The following is a 12,247-nucleotide window of genomic DNA, read 5'->3' on the forward strand; positions in this document are numbered from 1 at the left end:
GCTCACCACCCGCTCAGCAGGAAGAGGAGGCCCACGGCGAGCCCTGCCGCTATGGCGCCCGCCACCACGCCGGCGGTATGGCCGCGGAACGAGAACCACTCGATGGCGAGCACCCGGAGGCCAAGGGCCATATGCACGGCAAGGGCGCTGACGAGGCCCCATTCGGCGATCTTTACGAGCGGGCTGTGAGTAACAGCCAGGAAGCTGTCGAGCGCGTTGGCGCCCGACAGCGCGGTTCCGAGCGCGATGAAATGCATGGGCAGAAATACCGCCAGGGCCACGCCCGACAGGCGATGGAGCAGCGCCGCGATGAAACCCGGCTTCAGGTGGGAGGCCTCGCGCAGCCCCGGACGGGTCGCGGCGGAGAAGGCGGAGGGCTTCACGGCAGCATCCCTCCGGGGTGATAGACCGCCAGCGCCGCGCGCAGGCCGAGCACGACGATGGCGGTCGCGAAGGCCAGCATGACGATATCGAGGGAGCGCGAGCGCCAGCCGGTCCATTCGCGGATCACACTGCGCAGGCCAATGGGAGCGTGAATGGCGGCGGCGCAGACGAACACACAGTAGAAAGCGAGGAACCAGCCGTTGCCCGCCGTGCGCGACAGGATTTCCGCCGCACTGAGCCCGCCGCGCACCGCATGCACCATGGTGGCGAGATGCACCGCCACCGCGACCGCCAGCACTGCGGCCGTGCCGCGCTGGGCCATGTAGAGAAGAGGATTCATGACTTCCCCAGCAGCGCGAGCAGGCGGCCGATCGGCGAGGGCGCGGTGGCGCGCTTGAGGCCGGCGATGGCGTAGGTGGGCGCCAGATCCTTGGGGCAGAACTCCGTGCAGCTCATGTGGCTGTGGCAGGAGTGGCAGCCCACGTCCCCGGACACCGCGGCGAGCCGTGCCGGGTTGCCCCGGTCGCGTTCGTCATTCACCAGCGTCCAGGCACGATTGAGGGCGGCCGGGCCGAGATAATCCTTGTTCCAGGCCACGACATCGCAGGCGGAGTAGCACACGCCGCAATTGATGCACTCGACGCCGGCGTCGGCGGCCCTCCGCTTCGGGCTGTCGGGCCGCACCTGAGCGAAATCGGAAGGGGGCGCCGCGCCCGGCTCGAAGGCGCCGTGGGCGTCGCGCCATTTCTCGAAGAAGGGGACCATGTCGACGGTCAGGTCCTTGACGATCGGCAGGTTGCGGAGGGGTTCCAGCACGAGAACGTCGCCGTCCAGGGCCTCGGAGACGCGGGTGCGGCAGGTCCAGCGCGGCCGCCCGTTCACCACCATCGCGCAGGAGCCGCACATGCCGACCCGACAGGCGAAGCGGTAAGAGAGCGTCGGGTCCTGCGCGCGCTGGATCTCGGTCACCACGTCCAGCACGGTCTGGCTGGCGCGGCGCGGCACCGCGAAGTCCTCGAAGGCGCCATCGGCCTGGCCGCGCCACACGCGGACGCGCAGGGTCTCCTCGGCCGGCGCTTCCGCCGTCCGCCCGTTCTGGCTCGTGCTCGTCATGTCGTTCGTCCTGAAGGCTTCTTGAGACGCCAAGGGCTGTCGCCCGCGACGGGAAGGCGCGCGATGACCGCGCGCCGGCCGAGGCGATGCTCAGCCGCCCGGCGCACCATGGATGGCGGGGAAGAAGATATCCTTCCAGTCCTTTGTGGTGGCACCGACGAGGCCGGCCCGGTGCATGTAATCGAGATAGGACAGCACCTTCTTCGGGGTGGTGGTCCACTCGTTCTCTGGCGCCTTGATGATGGCAACCGCCTCGTCAACGCTCATCTTGGAGCCCTCGGCCTTGATCCACAGCGCGGCCATGGCGGCGGGCTCCTTGCGGATCAGGGCGTTGGCCTCTTCCAGCGCGGCGAGGACAGCGGCGAGGGCCTTGGGGTTCTCGGAGGCGAACTTCTCGGTGGTCCAGATGACGTTGAAGGTGTGCGGCCCCCCGAGCACCTGATAGCTGTCCAGCACCTTGTGGGCGCGCGGGTCCTTCAGCTCCAGCTCCTGGAAGGGGGAGGAGCCGAAATGCGCGGTCACCTCTGACTTTCCGCCCATCATGGTGAGCTGGGCGTCCGGGTGGCCCATGGAAACGGTCAGGGAATCCAGCTTGTTCTGCTGCCCCGGGCCGAAGGCCTGCTCGGCGGCCATCTGCAGCGTCACCGCCTGGATGGAGGTCTTCACCGCCGGCAGGGCGATCTTGTCGGTGGAGGTGAAGTCCTTGATGGTCTTCACGTTCGGGTTCACCGAGACGAGGTAGAGCGGCATGGCGTTCAGCGCCGCGATGCCTTTCACCTTCAGGTTGCCGCGGGTGCGGGCCCAGATGGTGAGCATCGGCCCGACGCCGCCGGCGGCGATATCGAGATTGCCCGAGATGAGGGCCTCGTTCATGCCCGAGCCGCCGGTGAAGCGCAGCCATTCGGTCTTCAGAGCAAAGCCCTTGGCGCTCGCCTGCTTCTCGACGAGATTCAGTTCCTCCATCACCGTCATCGGCAGATAGGAGATCCCGAACTGCTTGGCGAGGCGAACCGTCCCGGTTTCCGCACGCGCCGCCCCTGCGGCGAGCGACAGCGGAACGAGGGCAAGCGCTGCGGCGGCGAACACAGCCGCGCGTTTGAAGAAGAGACCCATTGCGTTCTCCCTGGTGGCATTTCCCCTGGCGCATCGCAGACGGCGCGCCGGGGCTGCCGTGGCCGCGCGCTCAAGGCGTGCGGTCTTGTTTTCGTTTCCGGGATCGAAGGCCGATGACGTGTCCGCTCGGTTTCGATCCGGCGCGCGACCATTTTCCGATTGAGTGTCGGCAGGGGCAGAGTACCCTCGGGACAACAGGTGTCAATAGTCTTAGGTCATATATATGACATTGGAATCCACCCCCTCCGCGAACGCCCGGGCCGCGGCCATCGAGGCGCGGCCGCTCTACCAGCAGACGCGCGACCTGCTGCTGAAGCGCATCATCGACGGTGTCTGGAAGCCCGGCAGCTACCTGCCGAGCGAGCAGCAGCTCTGTGGCGAACTCGGTGTGTCCATCGGCACCATCCGAAAGGCCACGGAGGAACTGGTGATCCACGGGCTGCTGGAGCGCCAGCACGGACGGGGCACGCAGGTGGTGCCCCACTCCAGCGCCAAGTCGCGTTTCCGCTTCCTGCGCTTCGTGCACCCGGATGGCCGCCCGCTCGATCCGGTAGCGCATCTCCTCACCCAGACCGTTCGCGCGGCGAGCGCCGAGGAGCGTCGTCAGCTCGATCTTGATCCCAATGGCAAGGTGCTCGCCCTCACGCGCATCCGCAGCGAGAAGGGCCAGCCGCTGGTCTACGAGCGCCTGGCTCTGCCGGCGCAGACCTTCGCCGCGCTGGGGCTGAAGACCGGAGAGGATATCGTGGAAGAGGTGTACGTCTTCTACCAGGAGCGCTGCGGCGTCACCATCATGCGCACCGTGGACGAGGTTGGCGTGGCGATGGCGGACGGCACCATGGCGCAGCACCTCGGGATCGCGACGGGTGCCCCGGTTCTGGAGGTGCGACGCGTCGCCCACGCCCTTGATGGACGGCGGGTGGAATATCGCGAGAGCTTCACTGCCCGCCTCAGGTACAGGACCGCCCTCGAGTGAGGGCGGCCCGCACTTCGCGTCTTGCGGCGCCGCTCAGGCCTGCATGCCCCAGCGCTGGATGGTGTGGCGCTCGATGGTCTGGAAGATGAGGTTTTCCACCACGAGGCCGATGAGGATCACGGTCAGAAGGCCGGCGAACACGTTGGCGATGTCCAGCATGTTCTTGTTCTCGAAGATGAACCAGCCAAGTCCGCCGGAGCCGGACGACACCCCAAACACCAGCTCCGCCGCGATCAGCGTGCGCCACGCGAATGCCCAGCCAATCTTCAGGCCGGTAAGGATGGAGGGAAACGCCGCCGGGATGAGGATGGTGGCGATGAAGCGCGGCCCCCTCAGCCCGTAGTTGCGACCCACCATCTTCAGCGTGCGGCTCACCGAGAGAAAGCCCGAGTGGGTGTTGAGCGCGATCGCCCATGTGACCGAGTGCACCAGCACGAAGACGAGGCTGGCGGTACCGAGCCCGAACCAGATCAGTGCCAGCGGCAGAAGCGCGATGGCCGGCAGCGGATTGAACATGGAGGTCATGGTCTCCAGAAAATCCGTGCCGATGCGCGAGGCGATGGCAAGCGCCGTCAGCACCGCCGCGAGCGTGATGCCGATGGCATATCCCATCAGCAGCACCCGGAGCGACCCCCACGCCCGCTCGGGGAGAACGCCATTCATCACATTGGCAAAGAAGGCGGAGACGGTGGCGCTGAAGGTGGGAAAGAGCAGGTCGTTGTTGAGAACGCGCCCGTAGATTTCCCACGCCAATGCGAGCGCGGCGAGAATGATGAGCTTGCGGAAGAAGCTCCAGTTGTAGAGCAGCTCCCAGGTGGACAGCGGCTTTTCCACCACCGTCATGGCGTCGGCCGGCGTGTCCTCGCGATAGATTTCCGGACGCGGTTCGGTGAGGGGAATGACCTTCAGCGTGGCGATCTCAGGCATCGATGATCTCCTTCGCCTCATCGGCGAACAGCATGTGCTGGATGCGCTGCTCGAGGAGCGCTGCGTCGTTGGGATCGGTGGTGCTGTTGAGCTCGGCCTTCACCCGGCCTGGATGGGGCGAGAGCAGGAGGATGCGGTTGCCGATCTTGATGGCCTCGGCAATGGAGTGGGTGACGAACAGCACGGTGAAGCGCGTGTCCGCCCACAATTGCAGGAGTTCGTCCTGCATCTTCCGACGCGTCAGCGCGTCGAGCGCGGCGAACGGCTCGTCCATCAGAAGAATGTCCGGCTCCATGGCCATGCCGCGGGCAATGGCCACGCGCTGCTTCATGCCGCCGGACAGCATGTGCGGATAGGTGTCCGCGAACTTGGTGAGGTTGACCTTCTCGATGTAGTGCATCGCCCGCTCGTCCGCCTCTTTGCCCTTCAGCTTGCGGGCGGCGGTCAGGGCGAAGGCCACGTTCTGGCGCACGGTCTTCCAGGGCAGGAGCTGATCGAATTCCTGGAACACCATCATGCGGTCCGGCCCGGGGGCGCGGATCACCTGCCCCTTGAGGCGCATCTCGCCCTCCGTGGGCGTGATGTAGCCGCCGACGGCCTTCTGCAGGGTGGATTTTCCGCACCCCGACGGACCCAGCAGAATGAAGCGATCGCCCTCAAGAACGTTGAAATCCACCCTGTAGGTGGCGGTGACGAGTAGATTCGGCGTCTTGTACTGCAGCGTTACGCCACTCACCTCCAGAAGAGGTTTCTGCGAACCCATGCATCCCTCCCTTGGGACCTGTCGCCGCGGCCTTTATTGGCCGTTCTGGCGAGGCGTCGTTTCTGCTCCCGGTCTTCATGGTGCCTGACCACCCTTGGCGGGGCGGCTGGCTTTTTGTGTCTGGTGGGATCCCGCGGTCGGGGCGCGCGAAATGGCGCATCCGCCCCGCCGTTCTTCGGCTTTGCCTGCGGGCTGCGGACTCCTGTCACGCCGCCTCAGGTGTGATGACGATAGACAAGGCTGGTAGGCCTGTAAAGGCCATCTACTATCATATATAAGACATAAGTTCGCCACACCCTTCCGGCGACTGCCTCACACCGAAATATGGTCTTTGCTCAACCGCTTAAGGAAAATCAGGTCAGGTCGGAGAGATAGTGGAAGCCGGCCGTGAGGCAGAAGCTGACGCGCCATTCGACCGGCGTGCCGTCGAGCGAATAGGCGAGACGGTCGATGAGCAGCACCGGCGCACCGATCTCCACATGCAGCATGGCCGCAGTGTCGGCGTCCGCACCCACGGCTTTCAATTGCTCCCGCGCCCGCGCCACGGTGATGCCGTAGCGCTGCGCGTAGAGGCCGTAGAGGTTGTTCGGAACCGGCGCGTCTGCGAGGCCCGGGAACATCTGGTCGGGCAGGATCAGGCTCTCGATGATGAGCGGTGCGCCGTCGAACGTGCGCAGGCGGCGAATGCGCAGGACCCGCCCGTTGCGCGGCAACGCGAGGGCGCCGCATTCAGCGGCGGTGCCCTTGGCCCGCTCGATGCCCAGCACCCGGCTTTCGGGGAAGTGGCGCTCCCCGTCATCCCCGACCAGCTTGAAGAACTGGAACAGGATGCGCTCCTCGTCGTGGCGGGCGACGAAGGTGCCCCGGCCCTGCCGGCGCACCACGATGTTCTCCGCCGCCATCTCGTCCAGCGCCTTGCGCACCGTGCCCTGGCTGACACCCAGTTCGGCGGCGAGCTGAATCTCGCTGGGCAGGGGCTCTCCGGGGGCCCACACGCCGTCGACCATGCGGCGGATCAGGGTTTCGCGGACCTGCCGGTAAAGCGGCTTGGATTCGAGCCCTTCTCCCTCGCCGCGATGGGCGGCGCCGGCCGGGCTTCTCTCCTGCGCCCTGCGGGGCTCGGCCCCGGCGGCGATGTTTGGCTTGCTCACGATCCTCTCGCCCCCTGGTGCGGCGCGTCTTCTCCGACGCTTATAGGTGCGGCTGGCCCGGCTTGCATCTCCCCCCGCAGAGCTTGCAACACCCGTCAGTCTCATATCTTATATATGATAACGGAATAGAAGCGCACGCAATGCCCTCGTTCCGCACCCAGAACGACAATATCCGAAAACGACAACCGGAAACGCCCATGCCCGACATCGTCGTCACCGAGTTCATGGACGAGGCGGCGCTCGCCGCGCTGCGCGGCCGTCACAAGGTCCATTACGACCCGGCGCTGGTAGACCAGCCCGACGCCCTCCACGCCCTTCTCAAGGACGCGCGCGCCCTCATCGTCCGCAACCGCACGCAGGTGCGCGGCGCGCTGCTCGCGGCGGCGCCCCGGCTGGAGGTGGTGGGGCGGCTCGGGGTCGGCCTCGACAATATCGACGTGGAAGCCTGCCGCGCCCGCAGTATCGCCGTGCGCCCGGCCACCGGTGCCAACGACCTGGCTGTGGCCGAATATGTCATCTGCGGCGTGATGATGCTGCTGCGTGGCGCCTACCACGCCTCCGCCGAGGTGGCGGGCGGCGCCTGGCCGCGCACGCGCCTGATGGGGCGGGAAACCTCCGGCCGCATCCTCGGCCTCGTCGGCTTCGGCGCCATCGCGCGAGAGACGGCGCGCCGCGCCGTGGCCCTGGGCATGGACGTGATCGCCCACGATCCCTTCCTCGATGCGGGCAATCCCGCCTTCGCGGCGAACGGTGCGCGCCCAGCCTCGCTCGACACGGTATTGCGGGACGCCGACGCGCTGAGCCTCCATGTGCCGCTGACCGCAGAGACCCGCGGCCTCATCGGCGCCGACGCCCTCGCCCGCATGCGGCCGGATGCGGTGCTCATCAATGCCGCGCGGGGCGGCGTGGTGGACGAGGCGGCGCTGGCCGAGGCGCTGAAGGCCGGCCGGCTCGCCGCCGCCATGCTGGACGTGTTCGAGACGGAGCCCCTGCCCGGCGGCGGCCCTCTGGACGGCGTGCCCAACCTCATCCTCACCCCGCACATTGCGGGCGTCACCGTGGAATCCAACGTGCGTGTCAGCGAGGCGGTGGCCATCGCGGTGGCGCAGGTGCTTCAGGAGAAGGCGGCATGAGCGAACAACTCTCCCTCCACGCGGCCCGCGCCCTCGCCCGCTCGGTGCTCATCGCGGCCGGCGCCGGCCGGGCGGCGGCCGAGGCCACCGCCGAGGCCCTGGTCGCGGCGGACGCGGACGGCATCGCCAGCCACGGGCTCTCCCGCCTGCCGGCTTATGCGGACCAGATCCGCTCCGGCAAGGTAAAGGGACAGGCGGAACCGGCCCTCGAATGGACCTCCGTGTCCACCCTGCGGGTGGATGCGCGCGAGGGCCTCGCCTTTCCCGCCATCGCCGCCGGGCTCGACGCCGCCGCAGGCCGCATCGCCGAGAGCGGCATCGTAGCGGTCTCGGTCTTCGCCTCGCACCATGCGGGCGTCATGGGTCATCATGTGGAGCAGATGGCGGAGCGGGGGCTGGCCGCCCTCGCCTTCTCCAACTCGCCGCAGGCCATCGCACCGTGGGGCGGTCAGGCCGGGGTGTTCGGCACCAATCCCATCGCGTTCGCCACACCGCGAAAGGATGCAGCCCCGCTCGTCATCGACGCCTCTCTCAGCAAGGTGGCCCGCGGCAAGATCATGGTCGCCGCCCAGCGTGGCAATCCCATCCCGAACGACTGGGCGCTGGACGCGCAGGGCAACCCCACCACCGATCCCAAGGCCGCGCTGGCCGGCACCATGCTGCCCATCGGCGATGCCAAGGGGGCGGCGCTGGTGCTGATGGTGGAAATCCTCGCCGCCGCCCTCACCGGCGGCCAGTTCGGCTTCGAGGCTGCGTCCTTCTTCACCGCCGAAGGCCCCTCCCCCGCCATCGGCCACCTGTTCCTGGTGATGGACCCGGTGCGGCTGGGCGGGGCGGACTATCTGGTCCGGCTGGAACGGCTCCTCGGCGCCATCCTGGGGCAGGACGGCACGCGCCTGCCCGGCGAGCGGCGCCTGAAAGCGCGGGCCGAGAGCGAGGCCGAGGGCATCACCATTCCTGCCGACCTGCTGGAAGACCTTCAGCGCCGCTCCGCCGCCTGAGACGGGAAATAGAAAAGGGCCGCCGGCATATCCTGCCGGCGGCCCTTTTTCGTTCGGGAGAAGGCGGCCGTTCCCGGCCGCCCTGCCCTCACGCGCTGCGGTAGAGCTTGGTCATCACGAACTCGCGGTGGCCGAGGGATTCGGCCGCCGTGAGGCGTCCGTTGGCGGTGCGCACGATCATGTCAATGAGCGCGTCGCCCGCCTCCGGAATGGTCATCTCCCGGCGCAGCACGCCCGACACGTCCACGTCGATATGCTCGCCCATGGTGCGGATGGTACGCGGGTTGCCCGAGATCTTGATGACCGGGACGATGGGGTTGCCGATCACGTTGCCCTGCCCGGTGGGGAAGGTGTGGATCACATACCCCGCCGCCGCCATCAGCGTCACGCATTCGGCCGCCGCGGAAGAGGTGTCCATGTAATAGAGGCCAGGGCCCTTGGCCGGGGCCTCGGCCGGCTCGAGAGCGTCGATGTAGCGGCACTCGCGGCCGATCTTCTCGAGATTGCCCAGCGCCTTCTCCTCGATGGTGGTGAGGCCGCCGGCGATGTTGCCCTTGGTGGGCTGGCTGTCGGAGAGATCGTCGGTCTTGTGGGCCTCGATCACGTCGTCCTGGTAGGACTTCCACATCTTGAACCACTTCTCGGCCACTTCCGGGGTGGCCGCGCGCTCCTTGCACAGGTGCTCGGCGCCGGTGATTTCCGAGGTCTCGCCGAACACGCCGTAGATGCCGTGCGGGATAAGCTTGTCATACATATTGCCCACCGTGGGGCAGGAGGACAGGCCTGTGGTGGTGTCGCTCTCGCCGCACTTGGTGGAGATCCACAGGTCGGAGAGGGGGCAATCCTCCTGCGGCAACTCGTTGGCCCACTGCACGAAGCGCTTCGCCTCGTAGGAGGCCTTGGCCACGGTGGCGATGTCGCCGTTCAGCTCGATGCCGAAGCCCACCACCGGCTTGCCGGTCTTGGCGATGCCCTCGACCACGCGGTTGGTCCACTGGTCCTCGATGCCGATCACCACCACGGCGGCGACGTTCGGGTTGGAGCCGATGCCGATGAGGGTGCGGAAATGGATTTCCAGATCCTCGCCGAACTGCAGGCGGCCGTACGCGTGGGGCAGCGCCATGGTGCCCTTCACATGGGCGGCCACGGCCTCGCAGGCGGCGTTAGAGAGATCGTCCAGGGGCAGGATGACGACGTGGTTGCGCACGCCCACCCGGCCGTTCTCGCGGCGCCAGCCGCGGACGGTGGCGTTGGCATAGTCGGCCGAGGCGAGCGCCGTGGGGGTCGCCTTGGTGATGAGCTGGTCGGGCGCGCCGCCGCGGAAGGGGTTGGGCGCGGTCTGGGCGTGGAACATGGCGATGTTGGACATTTCTTCCCTCACCAGCGCTTGGTCTTGGCGTTGTGGACGTGGACGTGCTCGCCCTTGGCGATGTCGGCCTTGGCGATGCCGATGTCCTGGCCGTACTTCCAGATGGTGTCCCCGGCCTTGATGTCCGTGAGGGCGACCTTGTGGCCGATGGGCACGTCCATCTTGGAGGTGAGGTGGAACGCCGAATTGTCGTGCGTCACCACGCACAGCATGTCGGTGCCGGCCTTCAGGCCCTCCACCACGACGACACCGACGGTGTCCTTCTTCTCGTGAACCAACAGTTGCGGCGCACTCACGCTTGCCTCCTCGTTGCCGTCTTGGCCGGCTCGTGTCGGCCAAGTCTTATATAAGATATAGTACATAAAACTGCGAACAAAACCCTGTCAAGCGGCCCGTCGGGCGCCGGCGTTCTTTCTGGTTTTCGAATGAAAGGCGCGTCTGGCCGCGCGGAGCCGACGCCTGCGCCGGAACCGCAGGCGGGGACAGGATCGAGGAATGAGGAAAGCGCCCCGGACCAGTCCGGAGCGCTGCGGTCAGAGCCGCAGAACGATCTTCGCCGCGCCGGTCCGGCCGGCGTCGATGTCGGCGAAGGCAGAGATCGCCTCCGAAAATCCGCGCTCCTCGATCCAGCCGAGGGCGCCGAGGCGGCCGGAGGCGAGCGCCTCCACCGTCGCCCGGAAGTCGGCGGGCGTATAGCAATAGGTGCCGGAGACGATGATTTCCTGCAGCGTGATGCGGCGGATATCCAGCCCCTCCGTGCCGGGCAGGAGTCCCGCATGGACGATGACGCCCCCCGGCCGCACGAGCCGGCATGCCGCGGCGCGGGTCGCGACGGCACCCACCGCGTCGATGACGAGGTCGATGCTGCCGTCCTTGGGTTCACCCCCCTCGCCCGGCGCGTAGCAGCGGAACGGGCCGGTGCGCTCCACCGTGTCCCGCCGGGCCGCATTGGGCTCGGCGACGAAGATCTCCGCCGCGCCCTGCATGGCCAGCACCAAAGCCGCCGCAAGCCCGATGGCCCCGCCCCCGAGCACGAGGCAGCGGGCGGCGGGAAGGGGCAGGCCCAGGAGCCGTGCCCCCTGGTTCACCGCGTGGTAGCTCACCGCCACCGGCTCGGCGAGCGCGGCATGGGCGACGGGGAAATTGTCGGGGATCGCCACCAGATTGCGCTCCGGCACCCGCACCAGCTCGGCGAACGCGCCGGGGCGCGGCGGCATGGAAAGAATCTGCCGGTCGGGGCAAAGATGCGCGCGCCCTGCCTCGCAGGCCGGGCAGGTGCCGCAGGTGACCAGCGGATTGACGGTGACGCGCTGTCCCGCCCGTGGCCCAGAGGCGATACGCCCCGCAGCCTCGTGGCCGAGCACCAGCGGTGCGGGGCGTCGAGCGTCGTGCCCGTGATAGGCGTGCATATCCGAGCCGCAGATGCCCACCGCCTCCACCCGCACCAGCACCTCGTCATTGGCGGGCAGAGGCTCGGGCTCGCTGCGGAACTCCAGCCGGTGGGGTCCGGTATAGACCAGGGCTTTCATGATCGGGCTTTCATCTCGGGGCGCTATTTGGCGGTGAAGCCGCCGTCCACCGCCAGCACCTGACCGGTGACATAGGCCCCCGCGTCGGAGGCGAGGAACACGGCAGGACCAACCAGATCCTCCAGCCGCCCATTCCGGCCGATGGCGGTCTGGGCTGCATTGTGGGCGGCGCGGGCTTCGTCCTCGAACACTGCCTGCGTGAGCGCAGTGGGGAAGAAGCCAGGAGCGATGGCGTTGGCGGTAATGCCGTGTCGGGACCACTCCTCCGCCATGGCCCGTGTGAGCTGGGCGACGGCGCCCTTCGCCGCGCCATAGGGCGCGGAATTGGGAAAGGCCCGGAAGGATTGCAGCGACGCGATGTTGAGAACGCGCCCCCACCCCCGCCCCGCCATGGCCGGGGCGAACTTCTGCACCAACATGAACGGCGCGCGCACATGCACGGCCATGTGCAGGTCGAAAGCCTCCCGCGTCACCGCGCCGAACGGCTGGCGCAGGTTCATGCCGGCGGCGTTGACGAGGATGTCGATGCCCTCGCCGGCCGCTTCGGCGAGAAGCTCGGCCCCGTCGTCAGCTGCAAGGTCGGCGACGATGGCGCTGGCGGCGATGCCGTTGCGGGCGAGGTCGGCGCAGGCCGCGTCCAGCTCCGCCGCACGGCGGGCGGCGAGGACCACGCCGGCCCCCGCCTGCCCCAGCCCCGCGGCGATGGCGAGGCCGATGCCGGAGCTTCCGCCTGTCACCAAAGCGGTGCGGCCGGAAAGGTCGAACAGGGAAGACAGATTGAACATGGC

14 protein-coding genes are annotated in these 12,247 nt (G+C 67.9%); 3 read left to right on the forward strand and 11 right to left on the reverse strand.

Annotated elements, in window-relative coordinates:
* Positions 1-2: 2 nt before the first annotated feature.
* The 4 genes from ACT535_RS16460 to ACT535_RS16475 form a co-directional block, all read right to left on the reverse strand.
* Entirely contained in the window at positions 3-383 is a 381-nt protein-coding gene (locus ACT535_RS16460) for a succinate dehydrogenase, cytochrome b556 subunit (protein WP_476324512.1), read from the reverse strand.
* Entirely contained in the window at positions 380-724 is a 345-nt protein-coding gene (locus ACT535_RS16465) for a succinate dehydrogenase (protein ID WP_476365246.1), read from the reverse strand. The genes ACT535_RS16460 and ACT535_RS16465 overlap by 4 nt, the downstream gene beginning before the upstream one ends.
* Entirely contained in the window at positions 721-1,497 is a 777-nt protein-coding gene (locus tag ACT535_RS16470) for a succinate dehydrogenase/fumarate reductase iron-sulfur subunit (protein ID WP_476365247.1), read from the reverse strand. The genes ACT535_RS16465 and ACT535_RS16470 overlap by 4 nt, the downstream gene beginning before the upstream one ends.
* 90 nt (positions 1,498-1,587) lie before the next feature.
* Complete coding sequence (locus ACT535_RS16475; protein WP_476365248.1) at positions 1,588-2,610, reverse strand: ABC transporter substrate-binding protein; 1,023 nt, start codon at positions 2,608-2,610, stop codon at positions 1,588-1,590.
* Between the two features lie 223 nt (positions 2,611-2,833).
* Between ACT535_RS16475 and ACT535_RS16480 the strand changes: the two genes are divergently transcribed.
* The gene (locus ACT535_RS16480; protein WP_476365249.1) at positions 2,834-3,586 is read left to right on the forward strand and encodes a GntR family transcriptional regulator; all 753 of its coding nucleotides are present in this window, start codon (positions 2,834-2,836) and stop codon (positions 3,584-3,586) included.
* A 33-nt stretch (positions 3,587-3,619) separates the two neighbouring features.
* Here ACT535_RS16480 and ACT535_RS16485 read toward each other — a convergent pair whose 3' ends face one another.
* The 3 genes from ACT535_RS16485 to ACT535_RS16495 form a co-directional block, all read right to left on the reverse strand.
* On the reverse strand, positions 3,620-4,513 hold the full coding sequence (locus tag ACT535_RS16485; RefSeq protein WP_168459500.1) for an ABC transporter permease: 894 nt from the start codon (positions 4,511-4,513) through the stop codon (positions 3,620-3,622).
* Positions 4,506-5,276 carry an ABC transporter ATP-binding protein gene (locus ACT535_RS16490; protein ID WP_476365250.1) on the reverse strand — a complete coding sequence of 257 codons (771 nt, stop codon included), beginning with the start codon at positions 5,274-5,276 and terminating at the stop codon, positions 4,506-4,508. The genes ACT535_RS16485 and ACT535_RS16490 overlap by 8 nt, the downstream gene beginning before the upstream one ends.
* 353 nt (positions 5,277-5,629) lie before the next feature.
* Positions 5,630-6,427, reverse strand: coding sequence for a GntR family transcriptional regulator (locus ACT535_RS16495; RefSeq protein WP_476365251.1), 798 nt, complete (start codon positions 6,425-6,427; stop codon positions 5,630-5,632).
* A 197-nt stretch (positions 6,428-6,624) separates the two neighbouring features.
* Between ACT535_RS16495 and ACT535_RS16500 the strand changes: the two genes are divergently transcribed.
* Positions 6,625-7,560: a hydroxyacid dehydrogenase gene (locus ACT535_RS16500; protein WP_476365252.1), complete on the forward strand. Its 936-nt coding sequence runs from the start codon at positions 6,625-6,627 to the stop codon at positions 7,558-7,560.
* A complete protein-coding gene (locus ACT535_RS16505; RefSeq protein WP_476365253.1) occupies positions 7,557-8,561 on the forward strand; it encodes an Ldh family oxidoreductase in 1,005 nt (334 codons plus the stop codon). Before ACT535_RS16500 ends, ACT535_RS16505 begins: the two co-directional genes overlap by 4 nt.
* A gap of 88 nt (positions 8,562-8,649) precedes the next feature.
* Here the strand turns inward: ACT535_RS16505 and ACT535_RS16510 are convergent, their stop codons facing one another.
* The 4 genes from ACT535_RS16510 to ACT535_RS16525 form a co-directional block, all read right to left on the reverse strand.
* Positions 8,650-9,930 carry a UxaA family hydrolase gene (locus ACT535_RS16510; RefSeq protein WP_229646781.1) on the reverse strand — a complete coding sequence of 427 codons (1,281 nt, stop codon included), beginning with the start codon at positions 9,928-9,930 and terminating at the stop codon, positions 8,650-8,652.
* A gap of 8 nt (positions 9,931-9,938) precedes the next feature.
* Positions 9,939-10,226: a UxaA family hydrolase gene (locus tag ACT535_RS16515; RefSeq protein WP_168459495.1), complete on the reverse strand. Its 288-nt coding sequence runs from the start codon at positions 10,224-10,226 to the stop codon at positions 9,939-9,941.
* 237 nt (positions 10,227-10,463) lie between these two features.
* The gene (locus tag ACT535_RS16520; protein ID WP_168459494.1) at positions 10,464-11,459 is read right to left on the reverse strand and encodes an alcohol dehydrogenase catalytic domain-containing protein; all 996 of its coding nucleotides are present in this window, start codon (positions 11,457-11,459) and stop codon (positions 10,464-10,466) included.
* 23 nt (positions 11,460-11,482) lie between these two features.
* The gene (locus ACT535_RS16525) at positions 11,483-12,244 is read right to left on the reverse strand and encodes an SDR family oxidoreductase (protein ID WP_168459493.1); all 762 of its coding nucleotides are present in this window, start codon (positions 12,242-12,244) and stop codon (positions 11,483-11,485) included.
* Positions 12,245-12,247: the final 3 nt, after the last annotated feature.

It is taken from the genome of Xanthobacter sp. DMC12 (assembly GCF_056314105.1).

Bases quoted from the DNA above. Each gene is read 5' to 3' on its own strand.
- ACT535_RS16470 (WP_476365247.1), bottom strand. From the start codon at position 1,497: ATGACGAGCACGAGCCAGAACGGGCGGACGGCGGAAGCGCCGGCCGAG.
- ACT535_RS16475 (WP_476365248.1), bottom strand. From the start codon at position 2,610: ATGGGTCTCTTCTTCAAACGCGCGGCTGTGTTCGCCGCCGCAGCGCTT.
- ACT535_RS16485 (WP_168459500.1), bottom strand. From the start codon at position 4,513: ATGCCTGAGATCGCCACGCTGAAGGTCATTCCCCTCACCGAACCGCGT.
- ACT535_RS16465 (WP_476365246.1), bottom strand. From the start codon at position 724: ATGAATCCTCTTCTCTACATGGCCCAGCGCGGCACGGCCGCAGTGCTG.
- ACT535_RS16490 (WP_476365250.1), bottom strand. From the start codon at position 5,276: ATGGGTTCGCAGAAACCTCTTCTGGAGGTGAGTGGCGTAACGCTGCAG.
- ACT535_RS16520 (WP_168459494.1), bottom strand. From the start codon at position 11,459: ATGAAAGCCCTGGTCTATACCGGACCCCACCGGCTGGAGTTCCGCAGC.
- ACT535_RS16480 (WP_476365249.1), top strand. From the start codon at position 2,834: ATGACATTGGAATCCACCCCCTCCGCGAACGCCCGGGCCGCGGCCATC.
- ACT535_RS16505 (WP_476365253.1), top strand. From the start codon at position 7,557: ATGAGCGAACAACTCTCCCTCCACGCGGCCCGCGCCCTCGCCCGCTCG.
- ACT535_RS16500 (WP_476365252.1), top strand. From the start codon at position 6,625: ATGCCCGACATCGTCGTCACCGAGTTCATGGACGAGGCGGCGCTCGCC.
- ACT535_RS16510 (WP_229646781.1), bottom strand. From the start codon at position 9,930: ATGTCCAACATCGCCATGTTCCACGCCCAGACCGCGCCCAACCCCTTC.
- ACT535_RS16525 (WP_168459493.1), bottom strand. From the start codon at position 12,244: ATGTTCAATCTGTCTTCCCTGTTCGACCTTTCCGGCCGCACCGCTTTG.